Consider the following 24,252-nt stretch of genomic DNA (forward strand, 5'->3'; position numbering starts at 1 on the left):
CTCACTTGCGAGCGTGGCGATAAGGTCCATGTGTCTGTGGCTCCAAACGGTTGCGTGCAAGAGCCACCTAGCATAGCCGAACCGCGTGGGAGACGTGACTTTTGGGAATAAGTAGCCTCGGCAACGCACGCCGCCGACAGGGAGCGCCGCATGACGGACACGATCGAGCCGAGCCTCACCAACCACGGAAAGATTGTCCTCGAGGGTCTGCACAACACCCGCGACCTGGGAGGGCTTTTCGCTGGCAGCGGACACGTCAAGCCTCGGCGCCTCCTGCGCTCCGGGATGCTCGCCCCGGCGACCGCCGGGGACCTGGCGACCCTGCGGAACGCCTACGACGTGCGCCTGGTCATAGACCTCCGCACCGACGAGGAGGCGGCGCACTGGCCCGATCCTATGGGGCTCCTTCCGGAGGCGCGCCTCGTCCGCCTGCCCGTGTTCCGGGCGCCGAGCGGCGGGGACGCGCAGGAGGCGATAAGGACGCTGGGCGAGAAGCTCAAGAGCGGCGAGTTGGACATCACCGACCTGTTCGCTGGCCTCTACCCGCGCTTCGTGCTCGGCGAGGACGGAATCGCCGCCTACCGCGGCCTCTTCCGTGAGCTTCTCTCCCTCGAGGAGGGCGCCGCGCTCTGGCACTGCTCCGCCGGCAAGGACCGCTGCGGGATGGCCTCTATGCTGGTGGAGACGGCGCTTGGCATCCCTTGGGACCTTGTCGAGAAGGACTATCTCGCCACGAACGAGCTGATCGAGGCGAAGGGCTCCGCACAGAACATGTTCGACGTCGGCGGCGTGGACGCGCGCTACCTCCACGCGGCGCTCGATGCGGTCAACGAGGCGTACGGCTCGCTCGACGCATATCTCGCCGACGCACTCGGCGTCGACGACGACGCGCGCGAAGAGCTGCGGCGCAAGTTCGTCGCGGCATAGGCCCGGTGAGGCCCCGGGCCTTGCCACGCAAGCCCATGAGCTCGCGGCCGTGGGTGACGCACATCCGCCGTCGCCGCGCCTGTTCTCGCACCCGTCGCCGTTGTCCGCAAGCCCCTCCGGCACGCAAGGGTATACGGAGAGAAACGACCACTGGGAGGGCCCATGCCAAGCCAGCTCACCAAGCGCGCGCTCGAGGAGTCGCTCAAGCGCCTCCTGCTCGAAAAGCCCCTGGGCAAGATCACCATCGCAGACATCACCGACGACTGCGGCATCAGCCGCATGACGTTCTACTATCACTTCCAGGACATCTACGACCTGGTCGAGTGGTCGTGCGAGGAGGACGCCGCGCAGGCCATCGCCGGCAACAAGACCGCCGACACCTGGCAGACCGGCCTCCTCGACACGTTTCTCTCCCTGCGCGAGAACAAGCCCTTCATCACGAGCATATACCATGACATGAGCCGCGAGCAGGTGGAGCGGTTTCTCGTCCCCGTGGTGAGCGACCTGGTGAAGGACGTGGTTGACGAGCACGCAGCGCGTAGGTGCGTGCGCGAACAGGACAGGGACTTCATCGCGCGCTTCTTCGCCCACGCCCTCATCGGAACGGTCCTGGACTGGATCGCCCGAGACATGCGCGACGACCCGCGGCAGCTGGTGCAGCGGGTGGCCACCGTCGCAGACGGCGCCATCGAGACCGCGCTCGACCGACTCGAGATCCCCGGCGGCTACGTCGCCGGGAGCGAGGGCAGCGTGCCGGAGGGACCCGCCGCGTCATAAGGGGACGCGGGCCTTGCCCGTTCTTCTCCCCCGTCTGTACAATCCTGCCGCATTGATAAGAAACCGTACAGAAGCACCGTTCTGCCCATGGTGCGCCGCCCTCCGCGAACCCACCATGGAACCAGACGCATCGGACACGCCCGGTGCGCACGTAAGAAAGGTGCGATCATGTACTATTCAAGCGGCAACTACGAGGCCTTCGCTCGTCCCAAGAAACCCGCGAGCATCGAGCACAAGAGCGCCTACATCGTGGGCACGGGCTTGGCGGCGCTCTCCGCCGCGTGCTATCTCGTCCGCGACGCCCAGATGCCGGGCAAGAACATCCACATCTTCGAGAAAGACAGCGTGCCCGGCGGCGCATGCGACGGTCTCGACATTCCCGGCCTCGGCTACGTCATGCGCGGAGGGCGCGAGATGGACAACCACTTCGAGGTGATGTGGGACCTCTTCCGCTCCATCCCCTCCATCGAGACCCCCGGCGTTTCCGTTTTGGACGAGTATTACTGGCTCAACAAGGAAGACCCCAACTACTCGCTCTGCCGCGCAACGAAGAACCGCGGGCAAGACGCGGGATGCGCCGGGAAGTTCGGCCTCTCGGACAAGGCGGCTATGGAGATCATGGAGCTCTTCTTCACACCCGACGAGAAGCTCTACGACCGTCCCATCACCGACTTCTTTGACGACGAGGTGCTCTCCTCCAACTTCTGGATGTACTGGCGCACCATGTTCGCGTTCGAGAACTGGCACTCCGCACTCGAGATGAAGCTCTACATCAAGCGCTACATCCACCATATCGCCGGGCTGCCGGACTTCTCGGCCCTGCGCTTCACCAGGTACAACCAGTACGAGTCGATGATCTTGCCCCTCGTCGAATACCTCAAGGCAGCGGGCGTGCAGTTCCACTTCAACACGAAGGTCGAGGACATAAGGTTCTCCATCGGAGGCGGCGCGGGCCCGATGCGCCCGCACACAGGCACCGGCCAGGACACCATCCAGCGCATCCAGCAAGCAGCCTTCCCGCGCAACCCCTACAGCTCGCCCGCGAAGAAGGTGGCGACGCGCATCGTGCTGAGCCAGACCGCCGTGAGTGGCGAAGCCGAACCCGGCGCGACCACGGTCGTTGACCTCACCGAGGACGACCTTGTCTTCATCACCAACGGCGGCTGCGTCGAGAACTCAACCATGGGGGCGCAAGACAGACCCGCCGCATGGAGGCCCGAGCTCGCCCCCGGCGGCGGCTGGGACATGTGGCGCCGCATCGCGGCACAGGACCCCAGCTTCGGCCATCCCGACACCTTCTGCGGCGACCCCGAGAAGACCAAGTGGATGAGCGCCACGGTGACGACCCTCGACGGCGAGATTCCACCCTACATCCAGGCGATCTGCAAGCGCGACCCCTTCAGCGGCCACGTGGTCACCGGCGGCATTGTGACCTGCACCGACTCCAACTGGCTCATGAGCTGGACGCTCAACCGCCAACAGCAGTTCCGCGACCAGCCCAAGAACGAGCTGTGCGTCTGGGTGTACGGTCTCTTCCCCGACAAGCCCGGCAACTACGTGAGAAAGCCCATGCGCGACTGCACCGGCGAGGAGATCTGCCAGGAGTGGCTCTACCACATGGGCGTTCCCGAGGACCGCATCGCCGAGCTCGCCGCGCGACACGCCAACACGGTGCCGGTCATGATGCCCTACATCACGGCGTTCTTCATGCCGCGGGCCGCGGGAGACCGCCCCGACGTGGTGCCCGACGGCGCGGTCAACTTTGCCTTCATCGGCCAGTTTGCCGAGACGCCGCGCGACACCATCTTCACCACCGAGTACTCCATGCGCACGGGCATGGAGGCCGTCTACACGCTCTGCGACGTCGACCGCGGCGTGCCCGAGGTGTGGGGCAGCGTCTTTGACGTGCGCGACCTGCTCATGGCGAGCGTGAAGCTGCGCGACGGCAAGCCGGTCACCGACATGAAGCTTGGCCTGGTCGAGCGGTTTGCGCTCAAGGAGGCGCTCAAGAAGATCAGGGGGACGGACATCGAGAAGGTCCTGAGGGAGTTCGAGGCGATCTAGCGGAGACGTGCGCGGCGCGTTCAACCAGTCGTTTTGAATCTGGCCAGACAATCACGATGGCCATGGTCTTCGTAGCAGGAGACTCAGGAACAAGGCAATCAATGCACGGATTGGGGCGCTCCGGTACGGGGCGCCCCTTTTCTCATGCCGCCCACGGGCCATTCGGCGCGCTCGTAAATGTTGACACAACAAAAAGGACGACTTCCCCTGCTAGAAAAGTAGGTGTCACATGGCAGCAGGGGCGGAAACCCGCTCACCACATGCATTGAACTGACCGAGGAGGAACTTGCGAGCCTTTTCAAAGAACAAGAGCTTCCGACGTGCGGGAAGTTCCAGTGCGTGCAAGTTGAACCACGTCTCATAGATGCCTTTGTCGTTGAGTAGGTGATGTAAATGAAGAAGATTGCCGCTCTACTCGCTACCGCGTTGATTGCCATCGGGCTTGTCGGTTGCTCCAATACAGTCACTTGGTATCAACTTGACAAGCTGCTCTCTATGGAACCTTCGGCGATAGTCAATCAGCTTGAAGAGGGTCAAGGATTCGAGTATGAGCTTGAGGCCGGAGAGCTCGGCGAAGAAGACGATAGATACGAGTGGCGGGGAGTTCCGAAAGACATAATTGTCGAAGACACTGATTATTCGCTGTATTTCCTCGGAACTGATAATGAGGTGTTGAGTAGAGACGCGCTGCTAAATGGTGAGCAGATTGAAGGCGTTCGAGTCCACTTCATTTGCGATGCCTATGACACGAAAAGCGCCCAGAGTGTGACCAGCGAAATTGTCGAGAAGTGCGGGTTCTCAAATTTAGAAGTCGAGGGAGATGATGGAGTCAGCTATCTTGCCGCTGGAAGGTGCTCAATAAACGGGCAGGATGCATATTGGATGACTATTCTTTGGACTGAGGTGGATATGGGCAGAATTGAAGTCCATCTTGATAATGATGATTTGCTTAAATGGGCGATAGAGAACTACGGATAAGCTCGACAGAAAACAATGTGACGAGCGGAAAACGGGCGCCCTCCGCAAAAGCAGGTGCCCGTCTCGTTTAAAGACTGTCAGCATCAAGGCTCGCACCGTGGGGCGAGCTCAGGAGCGGCAGTAGCAGGGTTTCAGCACTCATTACTCCCTGCTCAATAGGTGAAAAGTGGGCTCTCGCGCACTCATGTCTGAATGGCGTACGCAGCCCCTCGCTGAAACCGCTACGATTATTAATCCCGAGGCTGAACCTTGATCGAGTTCAGCTCTTCAAAAGAGGATGATTCAACGCCAACGAATTCTTAAAGCCCCAACAACTCGCTGTGACTTCCCGTACGCGTAGCGACAAGGACGAGACCCTCCTCATCAATCCGATAGATGAGGAGCCAATCAGGCTCGATATGGCACTCGCGGTGCCCACGGTACGTTCCGCCCAGCGAGTGGTCGCGCATTGCCTCTGGCAGGTCCTGCCCACGCACGAGCGCCTCGAGGGTCACCTCGAGCTTTGATAGGTCCTTACCTTGCCTCTTGATGCGTTTGTAGTCCTTCTTGAACTTGGTCGTGAACCTCAGTTCCATCATGGCCTACTCCTCGTCGAGCGCGGCCATGGCCTCCCTCACCGTGCGATAGGGACCGGAGAGGTTCCTTCCCGCCGCCGCGTCGTCCATCGCGGCGAGCGTCTCCGGGCTGAACCCACAGGGGTTCGACGGGTCGAACGGGAATCCGCCCCGACGGTTGAACGCGGAGACGAACATGCGGATGGCCTTGCTCGGGGAGGTGCCAATCTCCTCGCAGACGGCGGTGAAACGGTCCTTCTCGTCCTTGCGGAGCTTGGCGGAAATGGATTCGGATGCAACAGCCGTAGCCATAGCGGACCTTTCTTTATAATCTCCTACTTTGTCTGACATTGTATACCCATTGCTCTAACTCGCACAGCGCAGTACGAAGCACCCGTCACCGTCAACACAAATACGCACTGGCTCCAACCTCATAGATTGAAGCCAGTGCGTCAAATCGTTCGCTTATTGGGGTATTATTCGTGGGCTTGTCGTCTTATACCCCCATAACTACCGAATTTCCTACTCCCACTCGATAAACACTCTACCTCTGCTACCTGCGGTTTTTCTATCAGATGGAATGAGTACATCACTTGAGTACATCATTCCAAGAGAGAAAGGGAAACCGCTATGGGTGCCAACGATTTCGGACGGTTCAATCATACCCTCCAAGAGTGCCGAGAGGGGTTGGCAAGAGACATTGCGGAGTTCGGTAGCCGCTACTCACTTGTCCGCAAGGCTCTCACGCTCTTGGATACGTCTCAAGAGAACCGAGAGTTGGTTCGCTCTTGGTACGACTTGTATACCCAAGTGATTGACGAGACTTCCTATCTGAGGGTGTGCGGCGAAATGGAAAGTCTCGAAATCAAGATTCTTGAATCTTGGTACGAACTCACGCACTCCCAAAAGTGACTTCTCGTGTAACAGTGATAGACTTGCGTCAACGTAGTTTCTCAACTCTATGGAAGGGGTTCCAAAATGGCAATCAAGTATCAGCAGACTATTCACAAGGCTTTCGCCAAGACTCTTAGCGACGGTGCTCAGAAGTCCTATGACGATGCTATCTCCCAGCACCCGCTTCTTGCGAAGAAGGTTTCCGTCAGCGACTTTATGAACGAGGACGCCGCCGCCATCTCTGAGGACAACGTTGCAATCTGCGAGTATTTCGCGGTTTGCGGCGAGGACCCGGAAGCCTTTGAGTTCGACACGCCGCACCTCAACAGCGTCAAGAAGACTGTCAAGACAAACGCCGCCTACTATCGCAACCTCCTTCAGTTCATCAACGACGAGACGGACGAGGAGTATGTGAAGCTCTACAAGGGCATTCTCGCCAAGTTCGATGCCTACTTCGCTCAGGCGGCGGAGGACATTCTCGCGGACGTGTACGGCGAGCAGTACACCGCGTTCTTTGACGCGAAGAGCAAGGAGCTTGCCGAACAGAAGAAGAGGAACAGCCCCAAGAAGGACGAGGAGTAGGCTGAGGAATAACTTTCTCCAATAGAGCAGATAAAGTAGGGCGTTCCCTTGCGGAACGCCCTTTTTCTTAGCTGTTGGCTAAGTGTAAATTATCCCGAACTTTGCTAGAATCCAAGTTACCACACTGCCGCCCTAACGGGTGGTGTTCACAACCTAGGTAAGCAGTTAGTCAGGGGGAGTCTTCTCCCACAGTCTCTATTGGGCTGCTTTTGGAAGGAGCAAGCTATGTTCAGAGTTTCTTTCGAGATAGTGGTGTTCATCGTCATATGGATTATCTGTGCCTTTGCATCTGGGAATATGGCAAGTAAAAAGGGCTATAGCTATAACGCCTTCGCCCTACTCGGACTTGTCACAGGAATCATCGGCGTAATAGTTGCCGCCGTGCTGCCTGATAAGAGAGGCGGTAATCCTGATGCTCTTCTGAAATACAAGGAGCTTCTTGATAAGGGAGTCATTACCCAAGAAGAGTTTGACAAGAAAAAAGAGGAGCTAATGAAGTAGATTCCCTTTTCTAATACGACAAACCTAGTCCGCAGGGACTTTCTCTTAGTCTCATTGAAGAGTAGCCAAACCCAATAGGTAACAAAAAAACGGGCACCCGCCGCAAGGTAGGTGCCCGTTTCGTTTATGGAATGTCCGTATCAATGGAAGCGTCATACGGACGGGTGTTTATGTATATGTTGCCGTTCTTGATTACATTGTCGTACTTTCTCTCTTGGTTCAGCTTGTTCTGTAGCTCAGTGCTCTTAGTCTGTAGAGCCGAAACCTGAGAGTTCAGAGAAGTCACTTGGGTATTGAGTGACGTGATTGTGGCGTTGAGACTTTGAACGTCCTGAGAGTGCTTCGAATTGATTAAAGCCACGTCCTCATTGTGCTTAGTCTCAAGGGCGTCTATCTCCCCTTGTAGCTGTGCCGCTACGTCCTCGTCCAAGAGTTCCCTAACGCTGTCGTACCAAGATTGAAAACTCGAAGTGATAGCGTCCAAGTCGAAGCGTAGGTTTATCCAAGGGCAATCACTCGTTCCACGCAAGTCCTCAACCATCTCGTCCGTGAGGTATTGGGCGTTGGCGGGAATGGTAATCTTCGCCAATAGTAAGTCGAAGAGTGCGGCTGAGCGGGCGTACAGCGGGTTGCCCTCCCCTTCCGCACCCTCCAAGTATTTCAAATAGACGCTACGCTTCTCTGAGTCGAAGCGTAGTGCTATGTAATCAACTCTCTCTTGTGCGTTGCCGTTGGCAAGCGTGAATTGCTTGTCCTCGGTGTTCTGGTAGAAGCGTCCCTTGATGAAAGCATCGCCCGGATTCACGACTACCGCGAAGGAGTTCTCGATTGGTTCAACCAAGAGTGCGGTTGAGACGTTGGGGATGATACCATCACCCCAGAACCCTAAGAACATCGCGGCGAAATCGTCTGAGTTGTAAACCCTGTCTAAGGTTCCGTCCTGATTCTCTTGGGCGTCCCAGAAAAGGCTTGTCTCCATAGGCTCACCCCCTAAACCACGCTGTGCTTGTTTCCGCTTGAGTCGTAGGCGGAGATAAGCACGTAGTGGGAGTTGCCGCTTGAGTCGTAGGCGGTTACGAGTCCCGTGTGCTTGTTGCCGCTCGCGTCATAGACGCTAACCACGCCGCTTCTAACCGTGATGGAGCAGGTTGTCTGAGTTGTCGGGTAGGCACCGTACCACTCGTGAATCTCCTTGAGCGTGTAGGTTGCCGTGCCGCCCCTCGCACCCGTCGCGTCTGATGGTTTGACGCTCTTGGATACGGCACTGCCGGAGTAGAGCTTGTTGCTACCCTGCCAAAGCTCGAAGCGGACAAACGGGGCGTTGCCCTGCGTCGCGGACTTCGCCCACGAGAGGTTCACGCTCTCGCCGTAGTTGGCGGTTGTCTTCGAAGCACTAATCGTCGGGTTGCCGTGCATCCCGTGTACCGCGATTGACTTGCTCGCGGAGGTAGTCTTCTCGGAGCTGTACCAAGTGTGAATCTCCTTGACTGTGTAGCTCACGCTACCGCCCTTAGCCCCCGTAACTGAGGAGGGAGTGACTTTGTAGGAGGTTCCTGTGCCACTGTAAAGCTTGTTGCTCCCCTGCCACAGTTCGAAGCGTGTGAAGGAAGCGTTGCCCTGAGTGCCGCTCTTCGCCCAAGAGACTGTGACTTGTTGCCCTTGGGTGCAGCTTGTCGCAAGCGTGACTGAGGGGTTGCCGTGGGCGTGGTAGGTTCTCGCCTTCACCGTCACTGTACCGCTCGCGGAGGAGGTTCCGTTCTCGTAGCCGCCCGTGATTTGAATCGAGCCGCTTACCGGGATGCTCTGCGAGGAGCCGTTCTTGGTAATCGTGACTTTCTTGGTAATCATCGTGGTATCGACTGTCTGCCCGTTCGCGGAGTAGTGAGTGACAGTCTGTTGAGAAGCTGTCTGCCCGTTTACGGTTGCCTTGTCGGTACCGAAAACGTCGAAGCCCCAAGCATTAGTGTTGAATCGGGTCTGACAGTAGACTACGGCGGAAGTCTCAGTCTCGCTCTCTATGCCGTAGTGGATGTGGCAACGCCACTTCTTCTTCGGACCCGCCCAACTTCCGTATGCGTCTGCCATCTAGCAACCACCCCCTAGAGAAGTTGGATGTAGATGGAGTTGGCGGTTCCCTTGGCGGGTGCGGCTGAGGTTCCCATAGTCACGCCAAGAGCCTGTAGTGCGGCGTAGCGTGAGGTTGCACCCGTGCCGCCACGGGAGATTGGGAGTGTCCCGCTCGTGATTTCGGCGGCTGAGTGGTTGTGGGTAGCAGCTGCCGCTCCTAGGTTGGTACGTGCCTGTTCGGCGGTTGTCGCACCCGTGCCGCCCTTCTCGACTGCGAGAGTCTGAGCAAGCTGCTCTTGGATAGCCGTAATCTCGCCGTAGATGTTTCCCGCTGTGTCACCGTCGAGAGTTTCCTTCACGCCATCGAACCAAGTGTTGAACTCGGCGTCGTACTGAGAGAAGAGTCCGGTTGTGTCGATTTGCTCGACTACGCCCGTCACGAAGCCGCAAACGGTGTTGTCGGGTCGCTTGTCGGTAATGTCCTCCTCAGAGAGTTCCACCGCACCCGAAGCGACGCGAACCTCGGCGAGAACCAAGTCGAAGAGTTCGTCCTCGCGTGAGTGTGCGGGTGCTTGCGGGTTGGCGGAAGCCGCACCCTGAATAACTTTCAGTTCGATAAGTCGCTGTGAGAGGTTGAGCGAACAAACAACCTTGTCGATTCGTGGGTTGTTGGCGTCACCCGTAGCGATTGCAAGTTCCTTTGCGGAGTCGCTTAGCTCGTAGAAGTAGCCGTTAATCCAAGCCTTGCCCGGTGCGACGCTAACCGCCATCTTGCCGTTGGCGGGAGAAACCTTTAGCTGGTTCGCGGGGCTTGCGTAGACTCCGTTGCCGATGAATGAAGCGAAGTAAGAAGCCAAGTCGGCACTTGAGTAAGTCCTATCATAACTTCCTTCCGCCCCCTGAGCGTCAAAGAAAGAGTAGTGTTCAGCCATATTCAGTTGTCCTTTCGTTTATAGGATTAGTCGCTGTGCCGTCAGCCCCTCGCCGATGGTGAGCGTTACCAACATCCCGTCCCCCTCGTCAATCACGTTGACTTCCGAGACGTAATCGGTTGTCTGTACGTTGAAAGCCCTGTCGCGTAGCGTGACTCTCGCCCCAAGAGCGTCTAGGGCTTGCTGGACGGTGACAACGGACTCCGCGTCAACCGATAGCGTTGCGGGCTTTAGAGAAGTCTTAGCTTCCTCTTGGAGCATCGCCAGATAGTCCTGTGAGCTGATAGTCTGCTCGTCACCGTTAGCGTCTCGGTAGGTTGACTGTAGGTCGCGGCAGTCCGCGAACGTCTCACGCCTAGCAAGCCCGCTCTTCGTCTCGTCACCGACTACGGTTAGCACACGCTCGGCACCCTCGCCCTCACCGCCAGCCTTCACGACGTTGACTAGCTCCTTGTCAGACTCGGAGTAGTTGAGGGTGGAGACGTTGTTCAGGTCGCGTGAGAAGAGAAGCGGCTCGTCGCTCGTGATTGTCCTGTCCTCGCCCTCCAAGAGAGTGAAGACGAACCGTTCCGCGTTCTCGCAGTACACGTCGAAGCCTATCGGGTTGCCGCTCGTGGAGTTAGCAGTCTCAACGACTTCCTCAAGCGTCTCCAAGAGGTTAGAGTAGGAAACCTGCTTGTCGATTGTCGGGGTTGAGATTTGCGGCTTGTCCATACGTGAGAAGAGTGCTCGGTTGCCCTGAGTGTTCCTCTCAACCAAGTCGTTCACGTAGTCTCTGAGGTTCACTTTGCGGCTGTAGGTGTCCCACACGATGCGGTAGGCGAGAATCCCCTTTAGCTCGTTGCCGTATGCGGTGTAGGTTGTCGTGCCGTCCTCGTCCGTGCTGTACTCGATTGAGTAGCAGATGCCGCAAATCTTGGGGCTGATGTAGATGAAGCGTCCAACCTTCAACATCTGCCCTATCTCTTGGGTGAAGTTGCCCTTGATTGTCCAAGTGCCGCACCCCTTGAAGGACTTAGTGAAGTTGAGCGAAGCGTAGGAGTCGAGGACGCCGACGCACTCTGTAGGCGTGACGCCCTCGACTTTGTAAACGTATATGTTCATCCGCTACACCTCGATTAGCTGAGGTGTGTAGTAGACGTTGCACTCAAGCGTTCCGGTTGACTCTTCGTCGTAGTCGTATCGGAAACTTGAGATACCAACCGGCATTTGTAGCCAAGTGGACTCTAGCGACACGTGCTGTAGCCAGTTCTCGTCAAGCGTGGTGTTGCGGCAACTCTTGGTGCCGTAACCCGTGTTGACGATTACCTCCTCGCCGCTCTCAAGAGTCGCTTCGATGGTTAGTTCCTCGCCGGTGTTCACGTTCATAAGGGACGGGTTGACGATTGTTCCGGCTACCGCCTTGAAGGTGATAATCATTCCGGTTTCGACTTCGGACTCGTTGCGTAAGTCAACAATCTTGGAAGTGCTTCTGTGCCCGATGGTGAACTTCTGCCCTACCGGGTTGCAGTAGGGAAAGTGGAAGTCCTTTATCCAACCCGTGATGCTTGCTTGCTGCTCTTGGATAGTCTCGAAGAACGGGTTCGAGCAAGTCCCCTCTATCGTGAACTTCGTAAGCATCTCGCAGTTGAGATACCAGTCAGTCTCATATTGAAGAGTAGAGGTTGCCGTGATGCGGAGACGATACTTGTTGTCAATGACTAGGTAGAAGTCCGTAGTGGGGACGATTACCTTCTGTAGAGTCGCTTTTCGACTCTTCATCTCCTCTTCGGTGTCGGCGAGTACGTACCCCTCGATAACGACTTCTCGCGTGCCGTACTGTCGTGCGGTTATCGTCTGTCCCGCCTGTCCCGCACCCACGTAGGATGAAAGGTTCGCTTCGATTGAACCCAAGTCCAATAGGCTCTTGGTGTACGTCTTGTTGTCGAAGTTGATAGCCACTGTGCCATCAAGGTTCGTGATGGTGTACTTGCGTTTTCTCATATCCCTCCAATCTAGGCGAGTGCGAGTTGACGGACTGAGCGTTTGAACTCTCGTGCTGAGTCCTTCTCGTTCAGCGTCTTGGGCGAGTAATTGTTCACGACAACAGTTGTCGTGGAAGTGCTGTTGTTGGTTGTGGTGCCTTGCGTGCCTGTGCCAGCTCCCCCAAGGCGTGCGTTGCTGTAGGCTCGGTAGTTTGCTTCAACGTCCGGCATATCTACCGCGAAGGCGTCAGTTACGCTCGTGGCGGCATTCTTGACTGTCTTTAGTACGCCCTTGAGTCCGCCCTCGATTCCCTCTTCCATACCAGCCATAGTGAAGTCACCGATTTCGGCGAATACCTTTGAGGGCGAGTGGATGCCGAGAAGGCTCTTCGCCCACCCGATAGCGTCGTTCACGACGCCGCCAATTGCGTTGATTACGCTCTGGGCACCGCTCGTGATTCCGTTCACGAGTCCTTGGATGATGTTCGAGCCAATCTGAACCACTCGGCTCGGTAGGCTCGTGATTCCGTTGATTAGGTTCGAAGCGAACTGAGACGCGGCTCTGGTTGCGTTCGAAGCCATCTGCCCCACCCAAGAGCCGACGTTCGAGATGATGTTGGAGAGGAACGAGGCTATGCGTCCGGGTAGCTGAGTGATGAAGTTGATTACGTTGTTTAGGAACTGAGAACCGGCTCGCGTAGCGTTGCTCGCCATATTGCTCACCCAAGAGACAACGTTGGAAAGGATTTGGGAGAAGAAGCTCGCAATCCGTCCGGGGAGTTGGCTGAACCAGTCAACCATACTCTGAATTGCGTTCGGTACCTGTACCGTGAAGAAGTTGATTACCGCACCCCACACTTGGCTAGCGGTTGCACTAATCGCGTTCCAAGCGTTAATAACGGCGTTGCGGAAGTCCTCGTTGGTAGTCCATAGCGTAACGAGTGCCGCCACGAGTGCGGCGATTAGGGTTGCGACTAAGACGAACGGGTTTGCATTCATAACCGCGTTGAGTGCCGCCTGAGCAATCGTTGTCGCTTCGGTAGCAGTCTTGAACGCCGTGATAGCGGCTTGGATTCCGGTGATGATTCCGATTACCGCCTGTGCGGCTTGGAATCCCATTATTCCGCCCACGACGGCGGCGATAGCGGGTGCCCACTGTACGAAGGTGTCCTTGATAGCGGGCAAGTTGTCCTTGAACCATTGGATAGCAGGTTGGCAGTTGGTGAGAAGCGTTGTGCCGAAGTTGGTTAAGTCCGTGACGATTGGCATTAACGCCATACCCAAGTCCGAAAGTGCTTGGTTCATTGCGTCCTGTGCTTCACGGTATGCGATTAAGTCCGCGTTGTTGTCGCGGTAAGCCTGTCCAGTCTCGCTGTAGAGTCCGTTCAGCGTGTCGGTAATGAGTTGGCTTCGCTCGGCTTCCGAGTTGCACGCGGCGAGCTTGGCGTTGAACTCGTCCTCCGATACGCCAGCCCAGTTGAGGGCGTCGGCAAGCGAGCCGACAACGGTTCCGGTTTTCGCGGTTTCGTTGGCTGCTTCTGTAAGGGATTCAAGCGGCAGGGAGTCACCGAACGTCGCGAACACGCCAGCCGCGATGTTAGTCCATTGGCTTAGTTCCTCTTCGCTCGTGCAGAGTTGAGCCAAGTGGTTAGACGCTTCAACGGCTGTGTCGGTTTCCCCCAAGAGTCCGACGAAGCCCTTGTAGGTGTTCCCGGCTTCCTCGGCACTCCAACCCGCTTGCTGGAATGCGGTATCGAGTTTGCCCATGTCCTCTTGAGTCTCGTTCGCGACGCTAACAAGGCTCGCCACGGCTGCTGTGATAGCCGCAAAGCCTACTGCGGCGGCTGTCTTAACGCTTGAGGAAAAGGAGTTCCAAGAGTCCGACATTGATTTCGTCGATTGCTCGGTTTGGCTCTCCGTGTCCTGAGTTGTCTTCTTGACGCCCTCAATCTCGGACTTAGCGGCTGTGGAGTCGGCTTCGATGCCGATTCGTAGTGTGCCTAAATCTAACAAGTGTTCACCGCCTTAGTTAGTCTTTGAACTGTTTTCTAAGTGCGGCTCTATCAGGTTCCTGTTGTGCGAAACGCCAACAGTTTTCGAGGTATTCCCTACCTTCGTCAGTCTCCTTGAGCCGCATAACGTATGAATCGCGTAGCAACTCGTTAAAAGTGAGAGTGTCCATTTCCATCTGCTCGGAAATGGACACTCCAAAGTAGTGAAATATGAGACTGTATCTCTCTAACCCAACAGCGAGGTAGGGTTCGTTATCTTCTTTTTGCTTGTCTGCTATTGGGTAGTGCGGAAAGAGACTTTGGCGGCTACCTCTTTGGCGTAGAACTGTAGGTAATCGCCGATTACCAAGAGGGCAACCGAATAGTCGTAATCGTCCTCAAGCTGCTCTTGGGTGAAGGTGATTCCCTGAGTGTTGCGGTTGAGGACACGGCAGAAGATAGCCATAGTCTCCTTCATAATCTTGGAAGAGTTCTTGGCGTCGTTGCCCATCTCCTGAAGCCGCATAATGGACTCTTGAAGAGCCTGAGTCGGGCGGCTGAGGTTTAGTTCGGTGCCGTCGAATAGACGAACCTGATAGAGTTCGCTGAAAGCAGCAGTCAAATCAAGCATTCTGTTTCTCCTTTTGTTTAGTCGTTTGCGAAAGTCGCTATTTCCTGAGCCACTTCTTGTTCAAGCGGCTCGGTAGTCTCGGTGTATCTGTACTCGAACTGCGGCAAGTCGATAGCGTCTGCGTACTTGGTGCCGTCACGCTCGATGTAATAGCCCTTATCTGAGTAGTGATAGATGAAGGGCGTGCCGTTGATTACTTTGATAGTCTGAACAACCATTAGAGCACCTCCACGTTTGTATCAGCAGCGGTATCGCCGCAAATCTCGGGGTAGTCCTCTATGGCTCGGAACTGGTTGGCGTAGGTAGCCCAGTTGGTAGCAACCTTATATTGTTCGATAAGTGCTTGCGGGACGTAGATGTAGCCGGTGCCTTCAGCTATTGGCGTTGAGTTGAAGGTTGTAGACGAACCGCACTTCGCTACCTGAGTTGCGTGCCGAATAATTAGCGTTTCCAAGTTGCTTCTACGGAAACACGCGGTATTGAACGTTATTGGTTCATCTTCCCTATTTGGCGAACAGTCTAATCTCTCAAGTCCGCTATCTTGAAAGGCACTGGTGTTTACAACCTCAATTTTCGGTGCCACGACATTCTTCAATGCGGAGCAATACATAAACGAGTAGGTTCCAAATTGGATGATATTCGGAACGTCGATACTCTCAAGCCTATTACAGCCATAGAAACCATAGTTCCTTATGTAGTTCAAGCTTGGATTCGTCTGCTTGTAATGAGTGATTGCCGGTGAAATGTCTGTGTCAGTGGCAACAACATCATCATAGTCTTCTGTGCTAGCATCGCCGCCGCCGCCAGTCTGAATCGACTGTATCTCTTGCGGCATAGCGTCTAAGGTAAGTAGTTCAGATTTGCCAGTCTTAGAACGGATAGCGTTGGCGATTGCGGTTAGTTTGTCAGTAAGTGCCATTCTCAATCACCCCAAGTTGCGTGTCTATGTAGGAGTGAATGGCGGCTACGTCTGAGTCAGTCCAGTAGTCAACGCCCCGTTGCGGTGTGTAGCCGTCTTGCCCGTCCTGTCCGTTTACTCCATCTGTTCCGGGTGCTCCATTCTGTCCGGGTTCGCCGGGTTCGCCTTTGTCCCCCTTGTCTCCCTTATCGCCCTTGTCTCCCTTCTCGCCCTTCTCGGCGTAGGGTGCTCCAAGAGTGCCGTCTGAGGAAATGGTTAGGTTCTCGCCAACCTTGATTCCCCCAAGAGAGTCGGTAGTGGCTATGGGGAGTTCATAAGGGTCAACGTCGATAGCGTCCACTTGCTCTTGGAGTTCTTCGAGCTGTGCGGCTAAGGCGTCGTAGTCCTTCACCTCAGTCTCGGTGTAAACGTAATCGTCCGGCTTCGCTCGGTAGATGATTGAGACTCGTTCGCTCTCTTCCCCTTGGTAGATGAATATGTCCTTAGCTTCTTGGAGCAGGACGTTGGGAATCGTTGCGACGAACACTTCCCCGCTCGCTTGCGGCTCGACGTTCATAGTCTCGCTTGAACCAACCTGAGCGAACTGGACTGTTGAAGCGGAGTCAACGTAGACGGGTACGTTCGTGCTCCACTGGTAAATCTTTTCTTGTGTTCTAATCAAAGTCCGCTCCTAAAAAAGAAAAAGGGGCAGGGGACTTTGCCCTTGCCCCTTATGGCTTCTACTCAACGGTGCCGGTTACGCTCTTGTCTTCCTCTTCGTAGATGATTAGGGTTCCTTCATCGTCAATCGGGAATGCGGTGAACTCGGCGTCGATAACGGTTTCCTCGTCCTTGGTGAAGGCGATTTCGAAACCGGCTTCGTTGGAGCCTACGATGGTGATGCGAATGTCACCCTCAACGGCGTCCTCGTGGACGAAGCGGAGGACGTACTTCTTGCCGTCGTAGTTGCCCACGCCGCCGATTTTCACGGTGCGTTTGCCTGTAACGGACTCGTCAACTCGTCCGGTGTTGACTAGCTTTTGAAGGGTTTTGCCGTTCCAAGTCATAATGCCGGACTGTAGGGTTACGTTCTCGTTGGTAATCATCTTCTTTACGGCGATGCCTAAATCGTCGCTAGCGGTGTAGAACTCAGGCTCGTAGGTGAGTGTTGCACCACCGCTGATAAGTCCGAGGATGTTGTCTTCAACCTCAAGGGCGGTGTCCTCGGGGATGGTGTCGGTGAACTCTGTTGCGTAGAGCTTGCCGCTACCGAGTACAATCTTCTTGTTGATAGCCATCTATTCAACTCCTTTGCGTTATTCAGTTTTGAAGTCGTGGAGCCTAGTGCTTGGCTACCACGTCGAAGTAGGTGAGGACTTGCGGGGTGTTCGTGTCGGCGTCAATCAACGCACCGCCCCCGTTCGAGGAAATGGAGCAGCCGAACTTGGTGGAGTCCCCAAGAGTCACCAAGGAGTCGGTTATCTTCTGCTCAACCTCTATTGCCTGCTCCTGAGTCTTTCCGAAAACCCGCGTTTGCAGACGGTATGTGGCTACCGCACCGTTGTCCGTGGCACGGTAGAAGGAATATGTGATAGCGGGCTTTCCCGCCTTCTCTGTCATATATGCTTGCGGGGCTATTCCTGTAGCCTGTTGGATAGCCCCCAATAGGCTTTCAAGTATCATCTAAAACAACCCCTCGAACTTCTTTGTTATGTCTGATTGCTTCTCTCGTGCGGCTGGTTCCAAGAAGGGTTGCGGCTCGTTGCCGCTAGTCGTAACCCAGCCGTGCGAACCCTCGTATCTCCAAGGCGTCTTGCGTCCGTTGCCCTTGCTTGAGTGGATGCCCGTACCGACTTCCACATACGGGGCGTACTCGACGTTCGAGAAGACAACTCCCTCTCGCCCATCGTCCTCAACCTCGAAGTCGATTGAGCGTCTGAGGTTGCCCGTGTCGGACGGACACTTCTCCCTCGCCGCACCCTGAACCTCCGCACACGCTTCCGCCATCGCCCGCTTGAGGTAGTTAGGTAAGTCTTTGTGTATGAACTCGCTAAGGTTCTGTGATACCTCGTGATTGCTAGGCATTGGCGTTCCCGATTCGCTTCAGTTCGAGAACCCATTCGAAGCCCTTGTGCGGCGTCGAAGTCTCGACGGTGAACTCCCCGTCTATAAGGGTGCCTTTCGACAAGTCCTCCAACGAGAAGCCAACCGCGTCATAGCGGGTGGTGTAGAGTTCGTTCTGGTTGAAGATGGATTGAGTTGGCGTGGTGATGTAGAGGGGAACGGCTCGGGATTCGTCGTAATCGTCGAAAGCGAACCCCAAGCCGTCTGTCTTCTTGATTGGCTCTTGGATTTCGTGCTCAGTCATTCGTGAACGGAACATAGGCACTCACCCCTAAGCGGTGCGTATACGCTTGTGCTTGTTGAGGGATGCGTAGATAGCGGGGCTGTAGTCGCTCGTGTAAGAGACGCTAACGCCGCCCGCCGATTCCGAACTCAAGCCCTGAGAGTCAATCTTGCTCAAGTCCTCTTGGATTATCTTGAAGAGCGTCGCGTTGAGCGATGAATCAATCTCGTCAATGTGGCAGTAGTCGCAAACGAAGGTGATTGCGTTCTCCAAGAGAAGGGATAGAAGTTCGTCAGAGAGTGCGGGGTATAGGATTTTGAGCTTGCTTAGCATCTGCTACCCCTCTCTATTCGGTTGTTACTAAGCTTCTTGATTGAACTTGATGATGCAGGACTCGGTATCGTCAACGAGTGCGATTAGTCCGTGACGTTCGTAGACTACGGTGTTGTCCTTGGTTTCGATATCTCTGTCTTGTTCGACGGTGCCCTCACGCTTGACGAAGAACTTAACGGCGTCACGCTTGGTTGCGTAGACGGTGTTGGCAGGTACGAGTTTGGAGAATACGCAAGGAACGCCGCAAATGGTGCCGAATTGACCTGTGTAGAGGATTTCGCCTTGGCGGGAGTTGATGAAGTCATCGTCCTTGCGGATAGCGGCTTTGCCGTCACCGCCCATAAGTAGGAAGAGGTTGTCTTCGTCTTCAACGCCAACCTGTTGTAGAGCGTCTACTACAGCGTCGTAGGTAAGAGCACCAGTAACGCTTGTGCTCTTGGAGATTTTGGCGAGTTCGGTGAAGTATTCGGTGCGGATTTCGTTAGCCATAGCCTTGGCGGCACCATCGGCGAAAACGTCCTGAATGGTTGGGTCAGTCATAACGTCAATGTCGTTGAACTTGTAGGCCTGCTGATAACGCTTGACTGTGTATTCGGATTCAGCCATAGCGATTTCGCCGTAGGTGGTGTTCTTGGCACCCTTGGCTAGTTGCTCGACGTGTCCGGTGTAGGTGTACTTGTGAACCTTCTTGGTGAGTCCGGCGTCGGTGGTGAGGGTGGTGTCGAGAGTCATTAGAGAGTTGACGTCAAGTAGAGAGTTGACTGTCTCGGTGATTTTGTTTTCGACAACGAAGTTGTCATAGAGTTGGATAGCCATATTCGGTTTTCTCCTTATTCAGTTGTAGGTGCGGTTTATCGCCCCGATAGTTGCTTGTACAAGTCGGGATTCGTCTTGTAGAGTTCCGCTTGCTGCGATAGCGGCATTGCTCGGAACTGCTCTTGGGTGATGTGGGTGTCAAGAGGTAGGTTCTTCTTCGGTGTCTTTGTAGCAAGACGCTTCTCTACCTCTGCTTTGACGGAAGCCTTGAATGCGTTGTCCAGACGGTTGATGTTCTCCATCATCTCGTCCGCGTCCTCCGCAACTACCATGTCCACGAGTTGAGCGGAGATTCCCCTGTCTGCGAGAATCTGAGAAGCGGTAGCCTTGTTCTCTGCGAGTGCGAGTTCCTTTTCCTTGGCTTCGATTGCCTTCTCGCGTTGCTCAAGTTCGTACTGGAACTTCTGCTCCTCGTTCATCTGTGCGAGCTTGGCAGCTTCCTTTATCTTCGCTTGGCTCTTTCGCTCAGCCTTCTTCATCGCTTCTGAGACTCGCTTATCGCCCTCTTTTTGCAAGAGTTCGCGGACTTCCTCTTCCGTGTAGGTGCGGGGTGTGGATTCCTGAGTCTCGGTTGCCTGAGTCTCTTGGGACTGGTTCACGGCTTCGTTTTCCATATTCGTTTCCTTTCATTCGAGTTGCGGCGATATACCGCCCCTGCCAAAAAAGAGAGTTGGAGCGTTCTGCTCCCCCTCTCGTTCGTTCATCTGTATTTGAAAAAAGCGGGCTGTCTTTTATCGGCTTTAGCCCTAATCCTTTAGAGGTAGCCCCTCCAAGTCCCGCATGAGTTCGTGGACGTATGAGTTGCCGCCCATCTTCTCGTAGGCTCTGAACTGTGCTTGGAGATAATCGAGCGTGCGATAGTCGATGTATCCGAGTTCCATATACTCCTTGTGCCTATCGACTATCTTTCCCTTGATGCGGGATATGCTCGCTTCCTTGAGGACTTGCGTATCGTCCTCGTTCTTCTCAACCTTCTCCAAGAGAGAGTCAAGCTTGGAGTTCAAGTTGTCCATCTTCGTCTTCTTCGTCTCTACGAAGTGGAAGTGCTCGTTGAGGTAGCTGAGGAACTTCACGATAGCGGCGATGCAACCCGCCAATATCGAGCAGAATCCTATGAACTCCCCAAGAGTGTAGGTAGATATGAGTTCGAGCACGCTAATCACCTACAAGCGTGTAAGTGCAGGTGCAACGCGGGTGTACTGGTAGAAGTTTCTCAAGTTCCTCTAACGTGTAAATCTCACCGTTGTACTCTTGGCACTCTTCGCAACAAGTCGGGGAAGCTAAGAACTTCCCCTTGGTGAAGCCGTACTCCTTGTAGCGTTGGGTTTGTGCGTATACCTGTGCGTGTGCGGTTTCGGTTCTCACGAGCCTAAAGGCGTTCTCACGGCTAACCTCAAGCTTGTCGCTCATAGCCTTGGCAATCTCCCAAGGGGACTTGCCCTGAACGAGTGCGTCAGAGAGTGCCTTCTTGATTTGCGGGAGTAGCTTCTGCTTGTCCTGCCAAACCCTGTCAGAAAAGTTCTTGCCGTCCAAGCACCAAACCTGATTGACTATCTGCTTGCCGTCTATGGCGTGTGCGTTCATCAACGCGGTGTTCACGCCGGATGTTGTGGCTACGATGTTGGAGTCAACTATATCCAGCGTCTCTTGGTAGGCTTTCACAATCGCTGGTTCCGTGATTCTAATCTGCTCGCGTCCGAGTGCCTTTAGCCGCTCGTTTATCTCCTCCAAGAGTTGCCAATATCTACGGTTGCGGTACAAGTCGTTCGCCTGTATCGGCTCGCCCGTACCCTTCTGCGACTCTATCTTTGCGAACACCTCTAGGATGCTGTTGCGGAGTGCGGTTGCTTGCTCTTGGTATATCGCGGCTAGTTCCCTTTCAGTGTCCTTGTTGAGTCGCTTGTAGGAGTTCTCTTGCTCTTCCTTGATTCTCTCTTGCCAGTAGCTATTCCGTCTCTTCGCCATTTGCTACCACCTGCTCAGCCGCATATGGGTCGAGGTACGGTTCGTTCTGTCGCTCGATACGCTCGACTTCGGCGGCTACGTCCTTGATGAACGGGATTTGTGCGAGCAGGGTTTCGTCGCTTACAAGCCCGCGTAGGGAGTTCACCATGTTTACCGTGTCGAGGATTGAGGTAGGTAGATTGTGCTTGAAGGAAACCTCCACGGGGCAAACGTCCGTGTCAACGAGTTCGAGGATTGTGTTGATAAGCGAGATACGCTTCTGTAGTGCCTTGCGGAACCTCGCTTCGATGTTGGATGCGATGTTGTTGAACCCAACGAGTTTGAACTGAAGTGCTATGCCGCTCGATACGCCGTTGTTGAACTCCTCTGAACTGAAGTCGGGCGAGTTGCTAACGGTGTGGATGCTCGTGTTGATGTTGTCCAAGAGGTTCTGAATCTGTGTGTCGGAGATGTTCTTGGTTAGATAGGAAACGTCGCTCTCGCCGTCGATGATGATTGTGCGGTTAGCCTTCATCTCTGCCAAGTCCTCCGCCGTGGCGTCTAGGTTCTTTAGAACCATGTAGGCGTCAACGAACGCCGCGAAGTCGTTCACCTCGTCGGAAAGGAGTGCGTTGTAGGCGTCCTGTAGGGAGACGATAGGCTCGAAGATGGGCGTGTTGGACTTGTTCAAATCGAAGATAACGAAGGGTACCTCGTTGAAGTAATGCGGCTCTACTTCCAAGAGGGTGAAGTCGTTGAAGGTGTTGGTTGACTCGTAGTGGTAGATTTCCGACTCGGTGTAAACGTCAACGTCCCAGATTTCGGGTGCCGTCTCGTCCTGCCAGTTCTGGACGGGCGTGTAGTAGATTGCGTATAGAAGTTCCTCGTCCAAGTCGTTCGAGTAGACTGGTGCCACTGAGCGGGCGTCGATGTTCTTGAAACGCTTCTCGTTGTTCTCGTTCACGTAGCATAGTTCGAAGGCTATCCCGTTTACCAACGCTTCCTGTAGGAACTCGGAGTCCGTGTTTATAACGTCGTTGTCGTTGAGAATTTCCTGAATGGCGGAAACGTCCGCTTCGTCAATCCCCGAGTAGGACACGGGGTTGCCTGTTAGGTAGCCTTGGAAATTCTCTACGATGGTTTTGCAGTAGTTCTTTACGATTCGGTTGTTGGGGCGTGTCGGGTCTGGGTTGGTGCGGCTCATGATAGCCTGCCCGCGTCCCTCGTAGTATCCGTTGGCACGTTCGAGCATGGGGACAACCTTCTCTTGGTGCTTGCGGATAATCTTGCCGATGATTTGCGGGGTGAGTTCTTCACCCTTGTCGAATAGAATCTTGTAAATCGTTCTCACCCCTCTATAACGTGTACTTGGGTAGTGTCTTAAGACGGTGCTTGTGCTCGCTGCATTGGAGCGAGTAGCGAAGTGCGTCTATGGCGTGGTTGTAGGCGTCTATCGGTTCGTTGACGTACTCACCCGTGGACTTGTCCTTCTTCCACGAGTAGTTCTCAAGTTCCTCCAAGAGGTTGAAGCAACTTGAATCGACAACTATCTCGTATTGCTGTAGTTTCTGGATGCCCTGTAGGACTGAGCCTTGTCCCTTGGCGGCGGGCTTGATGCGGGAAATGCCCGCACGCTTTATCTCCTCGATTGACTTCTGCTCGGCGGAGTCCGCGATTATCGTTGACTTCGATAGCCCCATCAACTTCAGTTGTGCGGCTATCTCGTCGTTCAGAAGCCCAGTCTTGAAGAACTCTCGGATTACGTAGAGTTTGGATTCCTCTTCGTCCAACAGGCAATCGACAATGGCTGTCGGGTCGTTGACGAAGCCGAAGTCCAACCCCACTAGATGCTGTAGGTCGCGGCTCCTGAGTTCGTCTATATCAAGCTCCTCTGAGCGGTAGTTGGTGAAAACCTGCTTTGACAGCGAACCCCACTCACCGAGAGTGTAGACGCGGTAGTAGTAAGGGTTGGTACGCTCGTAGTTCTCAAGCGTGTCCACCGTCTCTTGGTTGAGGAACGGGTTGTCCTTGTACGTCGTGCGGCTGATGATGCAGTTAGGTTCCTTGCAACCGTCCTCGAAGAAGTGCTTGAAGAGCCAGTTAGCCTTGGATACGGGGTTGCTCATTAGTACCACTTGGTTGTGCAACGTACCCTTGCCGCGTGTACGCTGAAGCAACTGCGAGTAATCATCGAATGTAATCTCAGACGCTTCCTCAATGAGAATGTCGTTAATGTCCGGTATCGACTTGACTTTCTCGAAATCGTCAAGCCCCATCAAAAGGAAACGGCTACCGTTCGACAGCCGCACTTCCATAGTCGTTTGGTTGACTTGGCAGAGGTTCTTAACCTTGAACTGTCCAAGAGTCCTGAGCAAGTCTTCCCAACAGGAACGGCGAACGTCAACCGCACTCTTGCGGACAATCAATATCTTCCTGTTGGGTTCGGACAACGCACGGTACACGGCTCGCTGGAAAGAGAAGTAGGACTTCCCTGAGCCGCCACCGCCTAAAAGAAGTATCACCCTGTGCTCGTTGTCCAAGAGCAAGGGAAGAAACGCCGGTGCGAATATGCGGCGGGAAACCTTGATATTCAATTGTGTTCACCGCTTTAGTCAACAAGCGATACTTCTATGGTTGAGTTGGCGTCAACCTTGTAGTTCTCGGTGTAGAAGCCGCCCATCTTGTTCAATAAGTCGATAGCCTTGAGTCTGTCCGTGTTGGAGTTCTCTTCGTTAAATGCAATCTCTCGAAGGCTGAATATCGTCTCGTTGCGGCGAATGGCTTGAGACTCTTCAATCTTCTGCTCAATCTTCTCTATCTGCTTCTTGACGGCTTCCTTGTGTCGGTAGGCGTAAGCTTTAGTCCTGATTGTGTTCGGACAAGGCATTTCGGACTCGTCCTTGTCCGGGTTTATCTCGTGCCAAAGTCGGCGGTATGCGGCACTTGCGTTGTAGCCGCACTCGATTACGTAGAGTTCCGCAAACCGCTTGTTCTTCTTTGCGGTTGTCCAACCGTCTGTAGTGGCTTTCGCGGGCGTGTACAATCGCCGCAC

The 24,252-nt window shown here is 54.8% G+C and carries 31 protein-coding genes; 7 read left to right on the forward strand and 24 right to left on the reverse strand.

All coding sequences use genetic code 11. From position 1 onward, the window contains the following. The first annotated feature begins 150 nt into the window (after positions 1-150). From H6A07_RS07145 to H6A07_RS07160, 4 genes are all read left to right on the forward strand, one after another. On the forward strand, positions 151-927 hold the full coding sequence (locus H6A07_RS07145) for a tyrosine-protein phosphatase (RefSeq protein ID WP_204814254.1): 777 nt from the start codon (positions 151-153) through the stop codon (positions 925-927). Positions 928-1,089: 162 nt separating this feature from the next. After that, positions 1,090-1,704: a TetR/AcrR family transcriptional regulator gene (locus H6A07_RS07150; RefSeq protein WP_204814255.1), complete on the forward strand. Its 615-nt coding sequence runs from the start codon at positions 1,090-1,092 to the stop codon at positions 1,702-1,704. A gap of 168 nt (positions 1,705-1,872) precedes the next feature. Next, a complete protein-coding gene (locus tag H6A07_RS07155; RefSeq protein ID WP_204814256.1) occupies positions 1,873-3,768 on the forward strand; it encodes an oleate hydratase in 1,896 nt (631 codons plus the stop codon). Positions 3,769-4,161: 393 nt separating this feature from the next. Continuing rightward, positions 4,162-4,746: a hypothetical protein gene (locus tag H6A07_RS07160; protein WP_204814257.1), complete on the forward strand. Its 585-nt coding sequence runs from the start codon at positions 4,162-4,164 to the stop codon at positions 4,744-4,746. Between the two features lie 299 nt (positions 4,747-5,045). Here the strand turns inward: H6A07_RS07160 and H6A07_RS07165 are convergent, their stop codons facing one another. Together H6A07_RS07165 and H6A07_RS07170 are read right to left on the reverse strand one after the other, a co-directional pair. Beyond that, a complete protein-coding gene (locus tag H6A07_RS07165) occupies positions 5,046-5,324 on the reverse strand; it encodes a type II toxin-antitoxin system YafQ family toxin (RefSeq protein ID WP_204814258.1) in 279 nt (92 codons plus the stop codon). A 3-nt stretch (positions 5,325-5,327) separates the two neighbouring features. Then, entirely contained in the window at positions 5,328-5,612 is a 285-nt protein-coding gene (locus tag H6A07_RS07170; protein ID WP_204814259.1) for a type II toxin-antitoxin system RelB/DinJ family antitoxin, read from the reverse strand. 318 nt (positions 5,613-5,930) lie between these two features. On the opposite strand from H6A07_RS07170, the gene H6A07_RS07175 reads away from it, so the two are divergent. The 3 genes from H6A07_RS07175 to H6A07_RS07185 all read left to right on the forward strand — a co-directional run bounded on the left by H6A07_RS07175 (position 5,931) and on the right by H6A07_RS07185 (position 7,277). Continuing rightward, positions 5,931-6,212 (forward strand): hypothetical protein, encoded by a 282-nt coding sequence (locus H6A07_RS07175; RefSeq protein ID WP_204814260.1) that lies wholly within the window; start codon positions 5,931-5,933, stop codon positions 6,210-6,212. Positions 6,213-6,278: 66 nt separating this feature from the next. After that, positions 6,279-6,776: a hypothetical protein gene (locus H6A07_RS07180; RefSeq protein WP_204814261.1), complete on the forward strand. Its 498-nt coding sequence runs from the start codon at positions 6,279-6,281 to the stop codon at positions 6,774-6,776. Between the two features lie 225 nt (positions 6,777-7,001). After that, positions 7,002-7,277: an SHOCT domain-containing protein gene (locus H6A07_RS07185; RefSeq protein ID WP_204814262.1), complete on the forward strand. Its 276-nt coding sequence runs from the start codon at positions 7,002-7,004 to the stop codon at positions 7,275-7,277. Between the two features lie 124 nt (positions 7,278-7,401). On the opposite strand, the gene H6A07_RS07190 is transcribed toward H6A07_RS07185, so the two are convergent. From H6A07_RS07190 to H6A07_RS07295, 22 genes are all read right to left on the reverse strand, one after another. Further along, positions 7,402-8,256: a hypothetical protein gene (locus H6A07_RS07190; RefSeq protein ID WP_204814263.1), complete on the reverse strand. Its 855-nt coding sequence runs from the start codon at positions 8,254-8,256 to the stop codon at positions 7,402-7,404. 11 nt (positions 8,257-8,267) lie between these two features. Further along, entirely contained in the window at positions 8,268-9,362 is a 1,095-nt protein-coding gene (locus H6A07_RS07195; protein ID WP_204814264.1) for a hypothetical protein, read from the reverse strand. Between the two features lie 14 nt (positions 9,363-9,376). Further along, positions 9,377-10,276, reverse strand: a complete 900-nt coding sequence (locus tag H6A07_RS07200) for a hypothetical protein (protein WP_204814265.1) — start codon at positions 10,274-10,276, stop codon at positions 9,377-9,379. 18 nt (positions 10,277-10,294) lie between these two features. Further along, on the reverse strand, positions 10,295-11,380 hold the full coding sequence (locus tag H6A07_RS07205; protein ID WP_204814266.1) for a siphovirus ReqiPepy6 Gp37-like family protein: 1,086 nt from the start codon (positions 11,378-11,380) through the stop codon (positions 10,295-10,297). A 3-nt stretch (positions 11,381-11,383) separates the two neighbouring features. Continuing rightward, on the reverse strand, positions 11,384-12,259 hold the full coding sequence (locus H6A07_RS07210) for a phage tail domain-containing protein (protein ID WP_204814267.1): 876 nt from the start codon (positions 12,257-12,259) through the stop codon (positions 11,384-11,386). Positions 12,260-12,270: 11 nt separating this feature from the next. Beyond that, positions 12,271-14,253, reverse strand: a complete 1,983-nt coding sequence (locus H6A07_RS07215) for a phage tail protein (protein ID WP_204814268.1) — start codon at positions 14,251-14,253, stop codon at positions 12,271-12,273. 273 nt (positions 14,254-14,526) lie between these two features. Next, positions 14,527-14,862 (reverse strand): hypothetical protein, encoded by a 336-nt coding sequence (locus H6A07_RS07220; protein WP_204814269.1) that lies wholly within the window; start codon positions 14,860-14,862, stop codon positions 14,527-14,529. A gap of 17 nt (positions 14,863-14,879) precedes the next feature. Then, complete coding sequence (locus H6A07_RS07225; RefSeq protein ID WP_204814270.1) at positions 14,880-15,080, reverse strand: hypothetical protein; 201 nt, start codon at positions 15,078-15,080, stop codon at positions 14,880-14,882. Beyond that, entirely contained in the window at positions 15,080-15,781 is a 702-nt protein-coding gene (locus H6A07_RS07230) for a leucine-rich repeat protein (RefSeq protein WP_204814271.1), read from the reverse strand. Before H6A07_RS07230 ends, H6A07_RS07225 begins: the two co-directional genes overlap by 1 nt. Then, positions 15,768-16,442, reverse strand: coding sequence for a hypothetical protein (locus H6A07_RS07235; protein ID WP_204814272.1), 675 nt, complete (start codon positions 16,440-16,442; stop codon positions 15,768-15,770). The genes H6A07_RS07230 and H6A07_RS07235 overlap by 14 nt, the downstream gene beginning before the upstream one ends. A 58-nt stretch (positions 16,443-16,500) precedes the next feature. After that, positions 16,501-17,058 carry a hypothetical protein gene (locus tag H6A07_RS07240; RefSeq protein WP_204814273.1) on the reverse strand — a complete coding sequence of 186 codons (558 nt, stop codon included), beginning with the start codon at positions 17,056-17,058 and terminating at the stop codon, positions 16,501-16,503. Positions 17,059-17,101: 43 nt separating this feature from the next. After that, a complete protein-coding gene (locus H6A07_RS07245) occupies positions 17,102-17,443 on the reverse strand; it encodes a hypothetical protein (protein WP_204814274.1) in 342 nt (113 codons plus the stop codon). Continuing rightward, a complete protein-coding gene (locus H6A07_RS07250; protein ID WP_102337852.1) occupies positions 17,444-17,845 on the reverse strand; it encodes an HK97-gp10 family putative phage morphogenesis protein in 402 nt (133 codons plus the stop codon). Further along, the gene (locus H6A07_RS07255) at positions 17,838-18,143 is read right to left on the reverse strand and encodes a hypothetical protein (protein WP_204814275.1); all 306 of its coding nucleotides are present in this window, start codon (positions 18,141-18,143) and stop codon (positions 17,838-17,840) included. The genes H6A07_RS07250 and H6A07_RS07255 overlap by 8 nt, the downstream gene beginning before the upstream one ends. Before the next feature lie 12 nt (positions 18,144-18,155). Then, entirely contained in the window at positions 18,156-18,440 is a 285-nt protein-coding gene (locus H6A07_RS07260) for a phage head-tail connector protein (RefSeq protein WP_204814276.1), read from the reverse strand. A gap of 27 nt (positions 18,441-18,467) precedes the next feature. Then, positions 18,468-19,256, reverse strand: coding sequence for a phage major capsid protein (locus H6A07_RS07265; RefSeq protein ID WP_204814277.1), 789 nt, complete (start codon positions 19,254-19,256; stop codon positions 18,468-18,470). Between the two features lie 35 nt (positions 19,257-19,291). Beyond that, positions 19,292-19,870, reverse strand: a complete 579-nt coding sequence (locus H6A07_RS07270) for a DUF4355 domain-containing protein (protein ID WP_204814278.1) — start codon at positions 19,868-19,870, stop codon at positions 19,292-19,294. Between the two features lie 132 nt (positions 19,871-20,002). Beyond that, positions 20,003-20,410: a hypothetical protein gene (locus H6A07_RS07275; RefSeq protein ID WP_204814279.1), complete on the reverse strand. Its 408-nt coding sequence runs from the start codon at positions 20,408-20,410 to the stop codon at positions 20,003-20,005. Between the two features lies 1 nt (position 20,411). After that, positions 20,412-21,221 (reverse strand): minor capsid protein, encoded by an 810-nt coding sequence (locus H6A07_RS07280; RefSeq protein WP_204814280.1) that lies wholly within the window; start codon positions 21,219-21,221, stop codon positions 20,412-20,414. Next, entirely contained in the window at positions 21,202-22,551 is a 1,350-nt protein-coding gene (locus H6A07_RS07285) for a phage portal protein (RefSeq protein WP_204814281.1), read from the reverse strand. Before H6A07_RS07285 ends, H6A07_RS07280 begins: the two co-directional genes overlap by 20 nt. A gap of 4 nt (positions 22,552-22,555) precedes the next feature. Continuing rightward, positions 22,556-23,794 carry a PBSX family phage terminase large subunit gene (locus tag H6A07_RS07290; RefSeq protein WP_204814282.1) on the reverse strand — a complete coding sequence of 413 codons (1,239 nt, stop codon included), beginning with the start codon at positions 23,792-23,794 and terminating at the stop codon, positions 22,556-22,558. A 14-nt stretch (positions 23,795-23,808) separates the two neighbouring features. After that, a complete protein-coding gene (locus H6A07_RS07295) occupies positions 23,809-24,243 on the reverse strand; it encodes a hypothetical protein (protein WP_204814283.1) in 435 nt (144 codons plus the stop codon). Between the last annotated feature and the right edge of the window lie 9 nt (positions 24,244-24,252).

It is taken from the genome of Olsenella uli (assembly GCF_016899935.1).
Lineage (GTDB): Bacteria > Actinomycetota > Coriobacteriia > Coriobacteriales > Atopobiaceae > Thermophilibacter > Thermophilibacter uli_B.